The organism is Prevotella sp. lc2012 (genome assembly GCF_900107065.1).
Taxonomy (GTDB): Bacteria; Bacteroidota; Bacteroidia; order Bacteroidales; family Bacteroidaceae; genus Prevotella.
In genome coordinates this window covers 503148-521120 of sequence record NZ_FNUF01000001.1, presented here as the reverse complement: position 1 = coordinate 521120, position 17973 = coordinate 503148, and the positions used below count along the sequence as shown (strand labels likewise).

12 protein-coding genes are annotated in these 17973 nt (G+C 52.2%); 2 read left to right on the top strand and 10 right to left on the bottom strand.

Annotated elements, in window-relative coordinates; translation table 11 throughout:
• Positions 1–111: 111 nt before the first annotated feature.
• The 3 genes from BLU99_RS02315 to BLU99_RS02305 all read right to left on the bottom strand — a co-directional run bounded on the left by BLU99_RS02315 (position 112) and on the right by BLU99_RS02305 (position 6963).
• Complete coding sequence (locus tag BLU99_RS02315) at positions 112–1968, bottom strand: endo-1,4-beta-xylanase (protein WP_091899551.1); 1857 nt, start codon at positions 1966–1968, stop codon at positions 112–114.
• 148 nt (positions 1969–2116) lie between these two features.
• Positions 2117–5689: a pyruvate:ferredoxin (flavodoxin) oxidoreductase gene (gene nifJ, locus BLU99_RS02310; RefSeq protein WP_091899550.1), complete on the bottom strand. Its 3573-nt coding sequence runs from the start codon at positions 5687–5689 to the stop codon at positions 2117–2119.
• Positions 5690–5772: 83 nt separating this feature from the next.
• Positions 5773–6963, bottom strand: coding sequence for an ATP-binding protein (locus tag BLU99_RS02305; RefSeq protein ID WP_091899549.1), 1191 nt, complete (start codon positions 6961–6963; stop codon positions 5773–5775).
• A 125-nt stretch (positions 6964–7088) separates the two neighbouring features.
• Here BLU99_RS02305 and BLU99_RS02300 point away from each other — a divergent pair, with 125 nt between their 5' ends.
• On the top strand, positions 7089–8138 hold the full coding sequence (locus BLU99_RS02300) for a hypothetical protein (RefSeq protein ID WP_091899548.1): 1050 nt from the start codon (positions 7089–7091) through the stop codon (positions 8136–8138).
• Between the two features lie 97 nt (positions 8139–8235).
• Here BLU99_RS02300 and BLU99_RS02295 read toward each other — a convergent pair whose 3' ends face one another.
• The 7 genes from BLU99_RS02295 to BLU99_RS02270 form a co-directional block, all read right to left on the bottom strand.
• Positions 8236–10920: a glycosyl hydrolase gene (locus BLU99_RS02295; RefSeq protein ID WP_091899547.1), complete on the bottom strand. Its 2685-nt coding sequence runs from the start codon at positions 10918–10920 to the stop codon at positions 8236–8238.
• Positions 10921–11009: 89 nt separating this feature from the next.
• Positions 11010–11441, bottom strand: coding sequence for an acetyl-CoA carboxylase biotin carboxyl carrier protein (locus tag BLU99_RS02290; RefSeq protein WP_091899546.1), 432 nt, complete (start codon positions 11439–11441; stop codon positions 11010–11012).
• Positions 11442–11446: 5 nt separating this feature from the next.
• A complete protein-coding gene (locus tag BLU99_RS12220; RefSeq protein WP_176771007.1) occupies positions 11447–11596 on the bottom strand; it encodes a hypothetical protein in 150 nt (49 codons plus the stop codon).
• 31 nt (positions 11597–11627) lie between these two features.
• Positions 11628–13193 carry an acyl-CoA carboxylase subunit beta gene (locus BLU99_RS02285; RefSeq protein ID WP_091899545.1) on the bottom strand — a complete coding sequence of 522 codons (1566 nt, stop codon included), beginning with the start codon at positions 13191–13193 and terminating at the stop codon, positions 11628–11630.
• Positions 13194–13217: 24 nt separating this feature from the next.
• The gene (gene mce, locus BLU99_RS02280) at positions 13218–13628 is read right to left on the bottom strand and encodes a methylmalonyl-CoA epimerase (protein WP_091899544.1); all 411 of its coding nucleotides are present in this window, start codon (positions 13626–13628) and stop codon (positions 13218–13220) included.
• A gap of 149 nt (positions 13629–13777) precedes the next feature.
• On the bottom strand, positions 13778–16096 hold the full coding sequence (locus tag BLU99_RS02275) for a TonB-dependent receptor (protein ID WP_369807696.1): 2319 nt from the start codon (positions 16094–16096) through the stop codon (positions 13778–13780).
• A gap of 171 nt (positions 16097–16267) precedes the next feature.
• On the bottom strand, positions 16268–17053 hold the full coding sequence (locus BLU99_RS02270; protein WP_255397412.1) for a flavodoxin family protein: 786 nt from the start codon (positions 17051–17053) through the stop codon (positions 16268–16270).
• 271 nt (positions 17054–17324) lie between these two features.
• Here BLU99_RS02270 and BLU99_RS02265 point away from each other — a divergent pair, with 271 nt between their 5' ends.
• Positions 17325–17972 (top strand): hypothetical protein, encoded by a 648-nt coding sequence (locus BLU99_RS02265; protein ID WP_091899542.1) that lies wholly within the window; start codon positions 17325–17327, stop codon positions 17970–17972.
• Position 17973 lies beyond the last annotated feature (1 nt).

The window sequence follows — 17973 nt, the reverse complement described above, 5'->3', positions numbered from 1 at the left end:
TATCCCCTTCCTGTTCGTCTGTGTCTGCCCAATATCTCTATGGTGACATATATCATAAGAGGTGAAACCATATGGTTTCACCTCTTATGATATGATAGAATCCGGATGATGCTATTTGACCACCTTCTTACCGTCTACGATGTAGATGCCGGCAGGAAGTTCGCTAAGTGTCTTGGCAGACTGGCGCACACCGTTGAGGTTGTAGATTCCTTTCGAGGTGTCGATCGTCTTGTCGGCCTTGATCCTGTTGATACCGGTAGACTCACCTCCAGCAAGTCCGCGCACGAAGCCGGCGTAGACATGCTTACGGTAGAAGTCAAGGTCCCAGATACCTACAGGCTCGCCACCGCGCCAGCCGCTGTTGACAGGTGCATCGGTAGGACACCACTGACAGATACCCCACTGCTGGGCTGCTGGTATAAGGCGGAAGTACTCCTTGAAGATCCACTCGTAGAGATCGGCCATCTTCTTGTGCTCGTCTTCGGTCAACTGATCGGTCTTGACTGATCCTCCCCATTTGTTTGAACCGCGAACATAGCCCATGTCCATCTCACTGACGCGACAGAGTTTTCCACTTGCGGCTATAATCTCAAACATCTTAGTGATATGTTTTTTTGCATTCTCCTGAAGGTTGAAATCTTCATAGCAACTGATATGCATCTGCGTACCGATACCGTCGATTTTGGTTACACCGTCAGCCTCCCATTTCTTGATCCAGTTGACAAGACTCTTCACCTTCTTATTATCGTCCCAATCGGACTCCAGATTGTAGTCGTTGATGAAGAGTGTCAGATCCTCAGGACCATACTTGCGGGCGAGGCGACAAGCCTGGCGCACGTAGTCGAGATCGCCAAGATGATCCTGCCAATAGAATGTATCGCCACCAACATCCCATGTGCCACTCTTATAGCCCGATGAGTGTTGCAGCTCATAGTTGCCTTCGCCATCATCACCGTCGCCGGAGAGAGCCTCATTGACGAGATCCCATGCCTTTACCTTACCGTCGCAGGCTTCCATCATGCCCTTAATCCAAAGGTCCATAGCATAGACGAGGGTATCGTGACGCTCCTGTGCTGTCTGGGGAATGGTACTACTTGCATAACCCTCAAACTTGATGCTCTTGATATAGATGTCACCCACGAAGTCGCCGCACTGCAGCAGAAGGAAGTTGTTGTCCATCACCGGTGTGTAGTCGATTTCTACGTCCTTCCATTCTTTGGTGAAAGGTATGTCGATAGCTGTTTCCGGAGTGTATGAGAAGTCTCCCAGTTTGCTATGTAGATTACCAGCATCCGAGCCTTTTAAGGTAATGGTCATCTTGTAAGTCTCACCAGTCTTGAGCATGATATCCGTCACGGCCTGGAACTGTGCATCCCATGAGTTCTCGCACATCTTGGTCGTATGAATAACCAGACCATTTGTTGTGTCAAACTTGATGGAGTAGCCGTACGTTGCTTCGTCCGACTTCCAGCCAACGGTCTTGTTGGTGAGGAAGTCTTTGTTAACGATCTCGGTAAAGGTCTCTTCCGAATTTGGATCGGGCTTATCGGCAATGAGCTTGCGAAGCCATGCGTTGGGCTGCTGTGAGTGCCAGGCGAGGGTGTGACCATAGATGCTGAGTCCAGCCTCAGTGGCTGCTTCAACATACTGCTTCACGGTGGTGAAATTCATGTTACCATTACCATCCACGCAACTTGCCATCTTCATGGCATTGCCGGCGACAGTCTCGGTGAAGTTCTCGTTGGTCAAGTTCTTAACCAGAGGATTGTTGAGATAGTCGTTCACGGTCGTGCCAATACCCAGTTTGAAATTGGGGTACTTCGAATAGTCAATGTAACTTTTGAGCGCCCGATACTCGTCTAAGTACCTGTAGTTGTCGTTGTTAGGTTTGCCCGTCTCAAATTTCTCCTGTGCCATAGTCGGGGTTAAAAGACTGGCAGCAAGCACGCACATTAATACTTTCTTCATTGTGATGTAAATGTAGATTATTAGTTGATTGGTTATTTGATATATTTAGGTTGTAAAGGTACAATAAATTTTTGATATAAAAGAAGCAATGATAAAAAAAGAGGCGAAACTTTGCAGTTTCACCTCTTTAATATAGTTAGATAGGGTATTACTCTGCCCAATCCTCCTTAGACTTACGGATGTAGGTCTTGTAACGGAGCTGTGCCATACGCTGAGCCTCAGCGAAGAGCTCTTCTGCCTCGTTAGGATAAGCCTTCTTGACAGAGAGGTAACGAACCTCACCGAGCAGGAAGTCGTGGAAATTCTCCCAGTTCGGCTCCTTAGAGTCGAGTGAGAACGGATTCTTGCCTTCCTCTGCGAGGGCGGGGTTGAAGCGCCACAGGTGCCAGTAACCGCACTCAACAGCCTTCTTCTCCTCAGCCTGGCTCTTACCCATACCGCCCTTGGCCTTCAGACCGTGGTTGATACATGGAGCGTAGGCGATGATGATTGAAGGTCCGTGCCATGCCTCAGCCTCGCGGATAGCCTTGAGGGTCTGTGCATGATCGGCGCCCATAGCAATCTGAGCAACGTATACATAACCGTAGGTGGTAGCGATCATACCGAGGTCCTTCTTGCGGATGCGCTTACCCTGAGCAGCGAACTGAGCGATAGCACCGAGAGGAGTAGCCTTAGAAGCCTGACCACCAGTGTTAGAGTAAACCTCAGTATCGAGCACGAGGATATTCACATCTTCGCCAGAAGCGATCACATGGTCGAGACCGCCGTAACCGATATCGTAAGAAGCACCGTCACCACCGATGATCCACTGTGAACGCTTCACCAGGTAGTGGTCGAGTGTCTGAAGTTCCTTACACTTCTCGCAACCGGCAGCAGCGCCAGCAGCGATAGCCTCTTTCAGCTTCGGAGCAATCTCCTTCGTCTTGTCGGCATCCTCCTTGTTGGCGATCCACTCGTCGGCGAGAGCCTTGAACTCAGCGGGAGCACCCTCAGAGGCCTCAGCGAGCAGCTTAGCTACGCGCTCCTTCATCTTCTTGTTACCAAGAGCCATACCCAGACCGAACTCGCAGAAGTCCTCGAACAGTGAGTTGTTGAAGACAGGACCCTGACCCTTCTCGTTCTTGGTGTAAGGTGTAGAAGGAATAGAAGCTGAATAGATTGAAGAACAACCAGTAGCGTTGGCAATCATCTGACGATCACCGAAGAGCTGTGAGATGAGCTTCACATATGGAGTCTCACCGCAACCAGAGCAGGCGCCAGAGAACTCGAACAGAGGCTGTGCGAACTGTGAGTTCTTCACGTTGCTCTTGATGTCGACGAGGTTCTGCTTGCTCTTCACGTTCTTAACCAGGTACTCCCAGTTCTTAGCCTCCTGAACCATATCGGCAGCATCGGGATTGAACGGAGCCATGGTGAGGGCCTTACCGGTCTTCGGATTGCCCGGGCAGATGTCGGCACAGTTACCGCAACCCAGACAGTCGAGTACTGAGGTCTCAATGCGGAAGCGCATACCCTTCATGGCGGCGGGAGCCTTCATCTCGATGGTATCGTCGGCAGCAGCGAAGCCCTTGATCTCGTTCTCGTCGAGAACGAACGGACGGATAGCTGCGTGAGGACAGATATATGCACACTGGTTACACTGGATACAGTTGTCCTTGTTCCATACAGGAACGAAGGCCTCAACACCACGCTTCTCGTAAGCGGCTGTACCAACCTCCCAAGAACCGTCAACGGTGTTGTGCTTCACGAAGTCAGAAACCTTCAGCAGGTCACCGGCCTGAGCGTTGATAGGACGAACCAGCTCCTTAACGAATGCGGGAGCATCGTCCTGCTTCTCTGCATCATCAGGCAGATTAGCCCACTCGGGCTTCACTGTGAGCTGCTGGTACTCACCACCGCGGTCGATAGCGGCGTAGTTCTTGTCAACCACGTCCTGACCCTTAGCACCGTAAGACTTCAGGGCAGCTGCCTTCATCTTCTCAACAGCGAGCTCTACGGGGATCACGCCGGTGATACGGAAGAAGGCTGACTGAAGGATCGTATTGGTGCGGTTGCCCAGACCGATCTCCTGTGCAATCTTGGTTGCATTGATGGTATATACGGTGATGTTGTTCTGTGCGAAGTAACGCTTGACCTTGTTAGGCATGAACTTCTCGAGCTCGTCGGCATCGAAGATGGTGTTCAGCAGGAACTGACCGTTCTTCTGCAGACCGCGGGTCACGTCGTACATGTGCAGGTAAGCCTGTACGTGGCAAGCCACGAAGTTAGGTGTGGTCACCAGATAGGTAGAGCGGATAGGTGTATCACCGAAACGCAGGTGAGAGCAGGTGAAACCTCCTGACTTCTTAGAGTCGTATGAGAAGTAAGCCTGACAGTACTTGTCAGTGTTGTCGCCAATGATCTTCACAGAGTTCTTGTTGGCACCTACGGTACCATCGGCACCCAGACCGTAGAACTTAGCCTGGAACATGCCGGCACCGCCGAGGGCGATTTCCTCAACCTCAGGCAGAGAAGTGAAGGTCACGTCGTCTACGATACCAATCGTGAAGTGGTTCTTGGGCTCTGGCATAGCGAGGTTGTTGAACACGCTGATGATCTGAGCAGGTGTGGTGTCGCGGCTACCAAGACCGTAGCGACCACCAACGATAACAGGACGATCCTTCACATCGAAGAAGGCATCCTTCACGTCGAGGTACAGAGGCTCACCGTTGGCACCGGGCTCCTTTGTACGGTCGAGGACAGCGATCTTCTTGACCGTCTTGGGAACAGCAGCCAGCAGGTGCTTCACAGAGAACGGACGATAGAGGTGTACGCTGATCATACCAACTTTCTGACCATTAGCGTTCAGATAGTCGATAGCCTCACGGGCAGCATCGGTAGCCGAACCCATCAGGATGATCATGCGGTCAGCATCCTCGGCACCGTAATATGAGAAGAGGTGATACTCACGGCCAGTGATCTTAGAGATCTCGCCGAGATACTTCTCTACAACCTCGGGCACTGCATCGTAGTAAGGATTGCTTGCCTCACGGTGTGTGAAGAAAGTCTCGGGGTTCTCAGCGGTACCGCGGGTGATAGGACGCTCAGGGCTCATAGCACGATCGCGGAAACGCTTGATGTACTCTTCCTTAACGAGAGGACGGATATCCTCCTGGTCCATCATCTCGATCTTGTGATATTCGTGAGAGGTGCGGAAACCATCGAAGAAGTTAACGAAAGGCACGCAGGTCTCAAGTGTTGCCAGATGGGGAACGGCAGTCAGGTCCATCACCTCCTGTACAGAGCCAGAGCAGAACATGGCGAAGCCTGTCTGACGGCAAGCCATCACATCCTGATGGTCGCCAAAGATACACAGAGAGTGAGAAGCAAGCGTACGGGCAGATACGTCGAATACGCAAGGGATCAGCTCACCTGCAATCTTGTACATGTTAGGAATCATCAGGAGCAGACCCTGAGAAGCTGTGAACGTAGTGGTCAGCGCACCAGCCTGCAGTGAACCGTGAACGGCACCAGCGGCACCGGCCTCCGACTGCATTTCCTGAACTGATACGTTCTGCCCCCAGAGGTTCTTACGACCACGGGCAGCCCACTCGTCAACGTGCTCCGCCATCGGAGATGACGGTGTGATGGGGTAGATAGCTGCTACCTCAGAGAACATATAGCTCACGTGAGCTGCAGCCTCATTACCATCACAGGTGATAAATTTCTTTTCTTTAGCCATTTTTGATAAATATAAATATAAAAACTACTTTTGTATTTGTTTAATTACCTAATTATTACTAACTGTCTTTCTCTTGTCCTCTGCTAGTAGAGGAATCCCAGAAGCCATAGTGGAATCTGGTTGTCCTTGCCGATCTCCGTATTGTAACGGGCATAGATGGTATCGGGGGAGAACCTGATCTTTCCGGGCGACTTCGCGTCGACAATGCGGAACTTGAGCTTCTCATCTACCAGGTAGTTACAGTCGCGCCCGCCTGTGTTTACCTTGTGATCCTTCCATAGTGAGTTAACAAAGAAGGTCTCCATGGCTTCCTGTCGGTCTACTTGGATCGGATAGATCGCGTACATCAGGTTGGAGTTGTGAAGCATGATCTTGGCAGGTTTCTTTGGGAAGTCCTGTCCGACAGGATAGATGAGGTTGAGCAGACGTGCGTCGGTGAGGTACTTGATGTAGTTCATCACGGTGGCACGACTGGTCTCTATGTCTTGTGCCAGCTTACTGACGTTCGGAGCCTTGGCCGGTCCCTCTTCAGCAATCTGGTAGAAGAGTTTCTTGATCTTCGTGAGGTATTTGAGCTCGATCTGCTTGATCAGCAGGATATCCACCTCGGTCATCATGTTCATCGTCTTCAGCAGGTTCTCCGAGTAGTTGCGATGCTCCTGGAAGAAGGGATAGAATCCATGATGGATGTAATCCTGGAAATAGCGGTTGGGCGACACCTTCGGCAATATCTGCTTGATGATGCGCTCATGGTCTTTCAGGATCTCTTCCAGTGTGTAGGGGCGGAAACTGTTGCCTGTGAGCAGGTTGACGAATTCGCGGAAGGAAAAACCGCGCAGGTTATAGCTCTTGACAATACCATTGAGTTCCGGGTTCTCGTCTTTCAGGCGCATCACACTGCTGCCTGTAAACACAATCTTCAGGTTCGGATAGAGGTCGTAGCATTTGCGGAGCTCGGAACTCCAGTCGGGCTGTTTGAACACCTGGTCGATGAGCAGCACTCGTCCACCATGCTTGTAGAATTTGCCGGCAAAGTCGGCAATGCCCTGTCCCTGGAAGTAGAAGTTGTTCATGTTGATATACAGACATTGCTTGTCGAGTATATCAAAATGCTCTTTAGCGTATTGGAGGAGGAAGGTGGTCTTTCCGATGCCGCGTGTACCTTTGATGCCGATCATACGGTCGCTCCAGTCGATCTCGTCCATAAGGGTGCGACGTACTGGAGCGTTGACATGCTCGACAAGGTATCTATGCGTCCTGAAGAAAGCTTCCATCCTGCCTGAATTGTTATCTTTTACTCTCTAAAGTGGTGCAAAGGTAACACTTTTCTTGTAAATTGCAAAGTCTAAGTTGCAAAAACTCAAAAAAAAATGGTAATTTTGCACCAAAATTGAATAAAATGGTAACATTATACGTGTTTAATCCAGAACACGATCTGGCATTGGCCTCAAACCTTAGTAATTTCACGGCTCCTCATGCGGGACGTAGACTGAGAAGCGACCTGGGCTACCTGCCTGCCATCTGGGCCGATGAGAACGATTATATCCTGGTGGATCATGTCGGTTTGGCCCGGAAGGCGTATGGACGTCTGAGAGCCAGGATCGGAGGAGGTCCGCGCCAGTTTGTCGATAAAAATCAGTTGCCCCATCTTGCGATTGATGAGGTGAGACCCTGGGGATGGGACCCGGCCATTCGTAGCTTCCTGCTGCGCCATGGTGTCGGGGCTGTACCCTCGGAACAGGATATCCGACAGATACGTGACTTGTCGCACAGGGAGCATGCAGCCGCCGTGCTGGCACGACTCCAGTGTGAGGGTACGGTGGGGCAATCTGTAAAGGCAGATGGTCTGGATGTCGTTGTGGAAAAGCTCAACGAGTGGCGCCGTGTGGTCGTGAAGGCTCCTTGGAGCAGTAGCGGTCGTGGCATCCGTTTTGTCGAAGGCACACTGAACGACTATCATCGTGGTTGGATCCGGAATGTCATCCAGCATCAGGGAAGTGTCATGGTCGAACCCTATTATAATAAGGTGAAGGATTTTGGTATGGAGTTCTGCATCGACGAGCAGGGTGGTGTGCACTATCTGGGGCTCTCTCTCTTCCATACGAGAAACGGGGCTTATACGGGTAACCTGATTGCGACGGAGGAGGAGAAAACGGATATGCTAAGTCATTATATACCAGTCGATTCACTTGTGAACGTTAAAGAGAACATCATGACGTCATTCGGCTCCATGTGTCAGAACCGGTATCGTGGACCTTTCGGGGTGGATATGATGATTGTGGCACGCCCGGATGGCGATGGATTCCTACTGCATCCGTGTGTGGAGATCAACCTGCGTCGGACGATGGGACACGTGGCGTTGGCCATTCCTCCATTCGCTGACGGTTATGCCCGTGTGATGCAGATAGCACTGACAGACAAGTACCGGATAAGGGTCCGCAAGGCTTAGCATCATCTCCCTTATAGTAAAACAACTTGTTTTACTTTCAAAGAAACCATCTCCACGACCATAGGAGATAGGCTTTACGAAGGTAAAACAAGTTGTTTTACTTTTTAAGATGACGTCTCTCATATCGTAAGAGACGTACTTCGGAGTTGAGACCGCTGGGTACCGGCTCCCACGAATCATAGGTGGTACGATTGTAGTTGATATCGACCACGTTGATCTCCTCCATCTTCCGCCATCTGATGCCCCGGCGGTCGTAGTCGGCGATACGGTTGGCTGGAAGGTTGGTCACCTCGATGCGGATCACATTGTCACCGCTTTTCAGGGTGTTCCTGCAATCAAGGACAAAGGGCACCGACCAGGCGCAGCCGATAAACTGACCGTTGATATAGACACGGGCCGACTCGCGCACATCGCCGAGGTCGATCGTCCAGTGTGCCTTCGCCTCGGTCTTTGACAGTCGGAGATGGGTGGTATACACGCCTGTGCCCATGGTTACCTTGATACTATCGTCGTCAAGCGTCTCCCAGGACTGTGGCTTAGCGAGCGTGAAGGTCTTGTTCACCTTGGGTGCTTCTTCTGTAAACGACAAGGTCCAAGGACCAGGAAGCGTCTTGGTCTCCGTGTGACATGCGTTATCATCCATGTACCTCCTGTTGTTATCCAGGGCCTGCGGCTCGTTATACGTCTGCAGGATCATCGACTCGCCACTGCGCAGGTGGATGGCGATACCGTCGCTGTCGAAGGAGGCCGGTGTGATATCACCATTCAGCGGATTGAACCATACGGCGTCCTTGAAGTCGACAGCCAGCGGCTCGACGGTCTGGATGTCGTTGGGGGTGAGGTTGGCGATGAAGTAATGATAGCCCGTATCGTTGCGGCGACGGATGGCCTTGAGCCCGCACGCTGCCTTGATGGCCTCGGGTTGGGCGGCCGTCTGCAGGTCGGTGGCTCTGGTACCGTCGATCACATGTGCCCCCTGCGCCTTCAGTCGGGCGATGTGCTGTCTGACGTTCTCTGGCATCATCCGGCACTCTGGGATCACAAGTCCTTTGTATCTTGTGCCGGCCGCCGTCTCCAGCATACCGTCCTTGTACGTTGTCGAGAGCAGCAGACGGTCGGAGATATAGTCGCAGTCAAAGCCTGCGCGGTCGATGTCGAGGATAGAGCGGATGAACTCCGGTGCCAGCTTTGCCATCTGATGGATGGAGAACTGCATCAGCAGCTTGTCGGTCTGCTTCTGCCACATGTCGCGCACCGGGAGGTAGACAAGGAAGTCGTTGTCGGGCTCGCCCCACTGCAGGAAGCTCTGACAGCGTTCCACATACTGCATGAAGTAGGGCGCGTCACGCCAGATGCTGTTCGTGGGCGACATGTCGATGGAGGCATAGAACTTCCAACCTGGCCATGTGTCCTCCTTCGGAGAATAGCAGGTGCCATGGAAGAACATGTGGTTGACGCCGGCGCAGAACATCAGGTCGATGTCGGGCTTCAGTTGTGAGAGTGAGGTGCGGAAGTGCTCTGTCAGCCATGTGAAGGTCTCGCTCGACGTATAAGGCTTACCACAGATATGTGCGGCCGACGGGGCGTACTTCAGCATGGAGAAGTCGGAGTCGTTCTTACGGGTCTTGCCGGGATCCTGGCGCAGACCTTTGATGCCGAATTCCGAGAGACCGAACCCTTCGATCTCGGGTATGTCCACGGCGGCGTAGCAGTCGATGAGGTTGGCTGGCGATCCGTGTGCCTGGTTGCGGGTGATGGCACCGTGCTTGTGAGCCCAACTCGTCCACTGCTGTGTGAAGTTCTCCAGAAGCAGGTCGCCGAGCGTCTCACGGTAGTCGGACACGATCTTCTCGTCTCCTCTCTGCAGGAATAGCAGATAGTCTTCCAGCTTATAGCCGCGCCGTTTCTCGAATTCCTCGAGAAGCAGGGGAGTCCATGTGCCCTCGCTCACCTCATAGGAGTCGTTGAAGAAGGTATGGGGGTAGGGCGTCTGTGTGCGCTCGAAGGCGGCCTCGATATGACGAAGATAATTGGCCACGGCATGACGGTCGAAATGGTCGATGACATAGCCCTCGCCACCGGGGGCGGCACGCTTCACCTTCATCACACCATAGCGCACATAGAGGGCCGTGACCTGCCAACGGGCTGTCGCCATCTCCTTCAACTGCAGTCTCAAGGATTTCTTCAGTTGCTTATTGGTGGCCTGCTTGATGCGTTCTTTCAGCTGGTCTGCCGGTGACCATGACAGCCGACCGTTGGTCATATACCGGGTGACATCGTACGGTCGGCCACGCCAGTAAGCCATCACCTTACTGAGTCGACAGTATCCTGCCTCTTGCGCCGGCGCCGAGAGGTCGAGCGACTGTACGGAGCCACCGGTGAAGGTCTTGTTCACAAACACCGCCTTACATGCTGATTCCTCCAGCGGTACCCACGGACCGCCGAAGGGCCAGCCCGTGCCTGTCGCCATGTCTATTTCCATTCCCATCTGCTGACCGTTCTTCTGAACCTCGCGTAGCATCTCCATCCATTGGTCGGAGAGATAGGGGATGTTCCTGCTTTGGTTGCCCTGTACACCGTAGATCGGCGTGATCTCCAACGCCCCGATACCGTGGTTGGCATATTCCTGCATCGCCCAGCGCAGGTTCTCCTTGTCGACGGCAGAACCGAGCCACCACCAACGGCTACCGGCCTTGGCTTCTTGTCTTGTCTCGGGCCATTGCTGTGCCATGACGGGAGAGACGACGGATAAGAGTGCAGTGATGAGAATATTTCTGATCATCGTTTTAGTCTTTTAGTATGTAGTAGTCTTTTTGAAAAGAGAGAATGAGCCATTGCCCATTCTCTCCTGTCTGATTGTTGATGGATGTGTTACTCGATCACGATAAGGGCGTCGTCTTCCATGACGCTCTCACCGATCTTGACACATACGGCCGTCACCTTTCCGTTCTTCTCGGCAGTCAGGTTATTGGCCATCTTCATGGCTTCCAGAACGACAACGGTGTCACCGGCCTTCACCTCGTCGCCTTCGGCTACCAGGATATCGGTGATCACACCGGGCAGGGGAGCCTTCACGGCGTTGGCCTTGTTGACGGCAGCCTTGTTGGCTGTCGGAGCATCACTGGAAGAGGCTGCTGGTGCGGCGGCCTTCACGACGGGCTTCTTCTTCTCCGGCTCCGGCTGCTTTTCCATCTCTACCGTGTACTCTTCTCCGTTGACGGTCAGAGTGGCGATATTGTCATTGATGTCGCCAACAACTACCTCATACTTATTACCGTTGATGGTATACTTATATTCTTTCATACGATTCAGGGATGTTGAGTAAATGTTTGCGCATAGCCGTTCCACTGGGTGGGACGCGCATTGATTGTGATGATGCCGGTCTCCACGTCATGGACATTGTTGCCCAGGTGCTCATGGAGAGCCATGGCAATCGCTGCATATACTTCGTTGTTCATCTATAAATGTGAATTATAAACAATAATCTAATTACATGGGGATATTACCGTGCTTCTTGGCGGGCAGGGCATCACGCTTGGTAGCGAGCTGTGCCAGACCGCGACAGATGCGGAAACGGGTGTTACGCGGCTCGATCACGTCGTCGATATAGCCGTACTTGGCGGCCTGATACGGGTTGGCGAAGAGCTCGTTGTACTCGTCCTCCTTCTCGGCAATGAATGCCTTCACGTCCTCACCGGCCTCTTTCTTGGCCTTGGCCTCCTTGGCATAGAGCACGGCGGCAGCACCAGAGGCACCCATCACGGCGATCTCAGCAGAAGGCCATGCGTAGTTCAGGTCGGTGTGAAGCTGCTTAGAGCCCATCACGATGTGCGAACCGCCATATGACTTACGCAGGGTAACGGTGATCTTGGGTACGGTTGCCTCTCCATAAGCGTAGAGCAGCTGCGCTCCGTGCAGGATGACGGCATTGTACTCCTGACCAGTGCCCGGCAGGAAGCCCGGTACGTCGACCAGTGATACGATAGGAATATTGAAGGCATCGCAGAAACGTACGAAGCGAGCACCCTTACGAGAGGCGTTCACGTCGAGCACACCAGCGTAGCAGTTAGGCTGGTTGGCCACGATACCAACGCTCTGTCCGTTGAAGCGTGCAAAACCTACGATGATATTCTTGGCGAACTTGGGCTGTACCTCGAAGAACTCACCATTATCGGTAATGGCAGAGATCACCTTGTACATGTCGTATGCCTCGTTGGGGTTCTCGGGAATAATCTCGTTGAGGCTGTCCTCCATACGGTTGATGGGGTCGGTGCACTCCTTACGGGGAGCCGTCTCCATATTGTTGGATGGGATATAGCTCAGCAGGGTCTTCAGCATCTGGATGCCCTCTTCCTCGGTAGCAGCGGTGAAGTGGGTCACACCACTCTTCGTGGCGTGTACCGAGGCACCGCCAAGGTGCTCCTGGTCGATATCCTCACCAGTAACGGTCTTCACAACCTTCGGACCGGTCAGGAACATATATGAGGTGTTCTCCATCATCAGCGTGAAGTCGGTGAGGGCGGGTGAGTATACAGAACCACCGGCACATGGACCGAAGATACCTGAGATCTGGGGAATCACGCCCGATGCCAGGATGTTACGCTCGAAGATCTCTGCGAAGCCGGCCAGAGAGCAGATACCCTCCTGGATACGTGCACCACCTGAGTCGTTGATACCGATGACGGGGGCGCCCATCTTCATGGCCATGTCCATCACCTTACAGATCTTCTGACTCATGGTCTCTGACAGAGAACCGGCATGAACGGTGAAGTCCTGTGCGAAGACGAATACCAGACGACCGTCGATGGTTCCGCTACCGGCAACGACACCGTCGCCGAGGAACTGCTTCTTCTCCATGCCGAAGTTGTGGCAACGATGCTCCTTGAACATGTCGTACTCCTCGAACGATCCTTCGTCGAGCAGCATCTCTATACGCTCACGAGCAGTGTACTTACCACGGTCGTGCTGTTTCTGAATTGCTTTCTCACCACCACCGAGACGGGCCTGTTCGCGCTTCTCGATGAGTTGCTTGATTTTTTCTAGTTGTTTGCTCATTGTTGTTATTGAAAGTTTGGAAATTTACTCAGGATGTTCGCAAAGCTCTGTCAGGATGCCACAGGTCGACTTCGGGTGAAGGAATGCGATGTTCAGACCCTCGGCGCCTTTGCGGGGAGCCTGGTCGATGAGGCGCACGCCTTTCTCGCTCACCTCGGCGAGTGCATTGGCAACGCCATCCTCTATACAGAAGGCCACATGGTGGACACCTTTGTTGCCTTTGTCAAGCCATTTCTGGATGGTGCTCTCGGGGGATGTCGGCTCCAGAAGCTCCAGCTTCACTTCACCACACTTCAGGAAGGCCGTCTTTACTTTCTGGTCTTCCACCACCTCTGTCGCATAACACTCTAAGCCCAGCACTTCCGTGAAGTATGGCAGGCTTTCCTCGATGCTCTGAACAGCAATGCCCAGATGCTCAATGTGCGAAATCTTCATATCGTCTTAAATTAGATAGTTTGATTATTGATGTGCAAAGTTACAAAAGATAAATGAAATACCACCTTAATATTTCGTTTTTTTTAGAAAAAAGCGTTTGTTGCTGATTGTTCCGCAACAAACAGGATAAATATCCTTATAAAATGCACTTATTGGAGTTCTATTGTAACCTTTCCGTTGATGAGCCTGCCCGTCAGGTAGTTGGGTACAGCCCACTGACGACTGCTGACATCTGCCACCCAGTAGTAACTGTTCACGTTGGAGATGCCGAACAGATTGAGGCAGTCGAGACCGAGCCAGATGCTACGGATACCCTTCTTATCCTTGAGTGCTCGATAACTCATGCCGATATCGGCCCTTTTGTAGGCTGGCGCCCTGAACTGCTGTGCCTCGAGTCCACGGTGAGGAGCACCGAAAGGCAGTCCGTCGGCATAGGCCAGTCGGAGGGTCATGCGCCAACGGTCTGTACCAGGGAAATAGTCGGTGAAATGCATGTTTACCGCCCAACGCTGGTCGGTGGGCAGGGGGATGCTCGCTCCGTTGAGTCTCTGGCGTGTGTCCATCAGTGAAAGCGTGAGCCAGGAGTCTGTGCCTGGCACGAACTCACCATAGAGCTTCATGTCGAGACCTGCCGCACGACCAGAACAGATGTTTTCGCCGTCATAGGTCACCTTCACGTTCTGTACGTTATAGGGAATGAGATTGGACATGGCTTTGTAGTATACCTCTGCCGTGAACTTGAAGGGGCGGTTGAGCATCTTGAATCGATAGTCCATGGCGGCGATGAACTGAAGCGACTGCTGACTCTTGATCTTCTCGTTGAGCGTGGCCGTTGTCATCCCGTTCGTTGTCATCGTGTCGCGCATCTCCTTATAGAAGGGGGCCTGGTAATAGAGGCCTGTAGCCAGCCGGAAGGTACAGTCGCTGTTGAAGGCGGGGATGATGGCCAGTGAGGCTCGTGGTGAGACGATGGTCTCTTTGCTGAACGACCAATTGGCCAGTCTTATGCCGTAGTTCAGCGTGAAGTAGTTGTCGCCCCGACTGAAACGGTAGTTGTCTTGGATGTAAGCCTCTATCCTGTGACTCTTCACGTTGTTCCTGGCAGATAGCGTGTATATCAGATCCAGTCTGTCGGAGGAGTGGGGGATGGAGTAGCCGCTGGAGTCGCGCATCTCGTACTCTCGTGACTGTTCTCTGATATGCTCGGTCTTGTAGGTGATGCCTGTCTCTATGCTATGCTGGCGTGTTCGGTGTGTACCTGTCAGTTTCAGACTGACGACATCGGCCTTCAGGTAGTTTCTGGCATGTTCCATATAAGTACCTACGCCCAGACTCTCTTGCGTCTGTGCATCGTCAAGCCAATACTGTCCCATGATATCGTAGCATTCGCTCTCCTTGGTGTGAAAAGCAGATGTCAGGAATTTTATAGTTGTTGATGCCCCGATGTGGCGCGTGATTCCCAGGGCACCGAAAAAGGTGCGGAAGAGATCCTTCTCCTGACCGTCGAAGTAGACCTTGAACGACTTGACATCGGCTAGTGTACCAAAGCTGGTCTCACGGTCTTCCGGCTTGAAACGATAGCGGTTCTCTGCGATATTACCTATGAAATCCAGCGTCCATCTTTTGTTTGGATTATAAGTAATATATGTTTGATAGTCAATATAATTAGGTTTGTATTCTCCAGTTGTTTCTAATGAGCCTAACAGATAGCGGTTTGTTTTGTATCGGATGCCATGACTCATGGAGAAACGACGGTTGCCCATACCTACATAACCACTGGCTCCTAAGAGAGAGGCCGTGACGGTGGCTTCATACTGCCGAGGTTGACGGTAGGTGATGTCGAGTGCCGACGACATCTTGTCGCCATATTTCGCCTCGAAACCGCCCGTCGAGAATCCTACCTTCTCAACCATGTCGGCGTTGATGACGGAGAGTCCTTCCTGCTGTCCGCTACGGATCAGCAATGGACGGTAGATCTCGACACCGTTGATATAGACGGAGTTCTCGTCGAAGGAACCACCACGTACATTGTACTGTCCAGACAACTCGTTGTGAGTAGACACGCCAGCCTGTTGCTGTACCAACTCTTCCACAGCATTGCCCGTTGTCGAGGGCGCTTGTCGGATCTCCTTGGTGTCGAGCTGCTCCGTCTGTGAGGTCTGTCGTCGGCGCTCCGTGATGACCACCTCCTGCAGGGCTTCCATAGGTTGCATCACGATCTGCACCTTCATCTTCCCTCTCGGGTTACGGAACACCCGTTTGCGGGGCGCATAGCCAACCATCGAGAAACGTACTTCTACAGAGTCGGCCGACTGCAGGTCGATGGAGAACTCACCCTTGAGATTGGTCATCGTCACCTTCCCTTGTCTGGGACAGCTCACCGTCACCAGCTCCAGTGCGTGCTCCTCGTTGTCGACGACCCTGCCTCTCAGCGTAAAGTCATCGGCCATCACGACAGTACATGTCATGAACATGACTGCCAACAGCAGATATCTGGGAAATGTATGTTTCACTGGTATTATAACGCTCGAACCTTCGCTTTATTGTGTTCACCGTGAATTGCGAATACGATATGACATTTCCCGCCTCTGCTGGTTATGCGACCAAAAGGGACGGGAAATAGCGTTGCTGGACTGCTCCTATCTGATGAAGTTCATGAAGGTGTGCCTCTCCTCGCGGGTGGGCGCGGTCGGGCGGTCGGCATGGATCTTTTCCAACAGCCAGGCCATGTTATTGCCCAGGGTGCGCATGGTCTGCATACCCTCTGTATCGAGCTTTGCCTCGCCCTTGCCGGCGCCATAGGCAATATTCCAATACTGGGAGGTGACCACAGGCATGTTCATCATCTCGAACATCATGTTCATGGTCTGTAGAGTGGCCGTTGCACCGCCACGTCTGCATACTGCAACTGCTGCGGCTGGCTTGTTCTGTACCAGATGTCCCGACGAGAAGAACAAACGCTGCATCAGTGAAAGCACCCCACCATTGGGTTGTCCGTAATAGACAGGTGTGCCGACGATGAGGGCATCGGCCTCCACCATCTTCTGTGTGATCACCTGACAGAGGTCATCGTCGAATACACACCCCTTGCCGTTGTTCTGAAAACAGCCTCCGCAGTTGATGCACATGCGGATGGGCTTCCGTCCAATCTGAACGATTTCCGTCTCGATACCATGCTTCTGGAGTTGGCTCTCTATCTCTTTCAGACAACAGAAGGTGTTGCCGTCTGGTCTCGGACTTCCATTGATCATCAGTACACGGAGTGAACCGTTTGACTGCTTCGGAAGGGTCGACGGTGTGGGTGCGGTCTCGTCTTCCAGTAGTCCTGAGTTTTTGGCTCGGGTAATCATCGCTGCAACTGGTGCTGAAACGGCAGTGCCTGCTGTGGCATAAGCCGTTTTCTTCAGGAATTCTCTTCTGTTCATAGTTCAATCAAGTATTTTCTGCAAATATAGTCATTATTGTTCATATGTCAGAATGATTATGGCTTCTTTTGTTGTTTTTTCACTGCTGATATCGGGGACGGTCACCCCAGAGGGCAGATTCATTCGGATGGCCGCCGATTATAGCATGAATAGGCGTTTCCGGCGTTTGTCATGACATCGTCTGTGAACTTTTGCGAACTGAATGAACAATTGCAAACTATTGCGAACGAAAAACTTTGGATGTTTCGTTTTTTCTTCGTACATTTGCGCTATGATTTATGAACTGATCATAGGAATACTTGTTTATGCCGTGCTGCTTGTCGTGACTATACAGAGCAGTCGTCGTAGGGTACTGACCTTACAGGATAGAATAGATAAGGTACGCGCTTTACAGGAAAAGCAACAGGCTCAGAGCCGACAGAATATCGAACGAAACGAGAAGAAGATCAAGGAGCTGGAGTTGCTGTTGCGTAAACTGGGCGACGAGAATTCGCTGTTGCGACTGGAACTCGAGGAGAAGAAAGCCACCCTTGACTATCATAATAAGGTGGCGATCATCGAACAGGAGAAACGCGAGCAGGCCGAGACGGCCATCTTCTCTTCGCCGATTAGTCATAAGATACAGGAATGCCTGAACAGTGGACGGAGTCTTTCCCACCGGGAATGGGCCGAACTGGCGGAACTCGTGGACAGTATCTATACGGGTTTTACGGAGAAACTTTACAGTCTCTATCGCCTATCGGAACAAGACTATCACGTCAGTCTGCTGACTAAGGTACGCATCCAGCCGAAGGATATAGCGCAGCTGACGGCACACTCGAAGGAGAGCGTGGCCTCTACCCGCAGTCGACTCTATCAGAAGGTGTTCGGTCGGAAAGGTTCATCAAAGGATTGGGATGATTTTATATTATCACTTTAAA

Excerpts from the sequence above, each read along its gene's own strand:
- BLU99_RS02315 (WP_091899551.1), bottom strand. The coding sequence starts at position 1,968 with ATGAAGAAAGTATTAATGTGCGTGCTTGCTGCCAGTCTTTTAACCCCG.
- nifJ (WP_091899550.1), bottom strand. The coding sequence starts at position 5,689 with ATGGCTAAAGAAAAGAAATTTATCACCTGTGATGGTAATGAGGCTGCA.
- BLU99_RS02305 (WP_091899549.1), bottom strand. The coding sequence starts at position 6,963 with ATGGAAGCTTTCTTCAGGACGCATAGATACCTTGTCGAGCATGTCAAC.
- BLU99_RS02300 (WP_091899548.1), top strand. The coding sequence starts at position 7,089 with ATGGTAACATTATACGTGTTTAATCCAGAACACGATCTGGCATTGGCC.
- BLU99_RS02295 (WP_091899547.1), bottom strand. The coding sequence starts at position 10,920 with ATGATCAGAAATATTCTCATCACTGCACTCTTATCCGTCGTCTCTCCC.
- BLU99_RS02290 (WP_091899546.1), bottom strand. The coding sequence starts at position 11,441 with ATGAAAGAATATAAGTATACCATCAACGGTAATAAGTATGAGGTAGTT.
- BLU99_RS12220 (WP_176771007.1), bottom strand. The coding sequence starts at position 11,596 with ATGAACAACGAAGTATATGCAGCGATTGCCATGGCTCTCCATGAGCAC.
- BLU99_RS02285 (WP_091899545.1), bottom strand. The coding sequence starts at position 13,193 with ATGAGCAAACAACTAGAAAAAATCAAGCAACTCATCGAGAAGCGCGAA.
- mce (WP_091899544.1), bottom strand. The coding sequence starts at position 13,628 with ATGAAGATTTCGCACATTGAGCATCTGGGCATTGCTGTTCAGAGCATC.
- BLU99_RS02275 (WP_369807696.1), bottom strand. The coding sequence starts at position 16,096 with ATGACATGTACTGTCGTGATGGCCGATGACTTTACGCTGAGAGGCAGG.
- BLU99_RS02270 (WP_255397412.1), bottom strand. The coding sequence starts at position 17,053 with ATGAACAGAAGAGAATTCCTGAAGAAAACGGCTTATGCCACAGCAGGC.
- BLU99_RS02265 (WP_091899542.1), top strand. The coding sequence starts at position 17,325 with ATGATTTATGAACTGATCATAGGAATACTTGTTTATGCCGTGCTGCTT.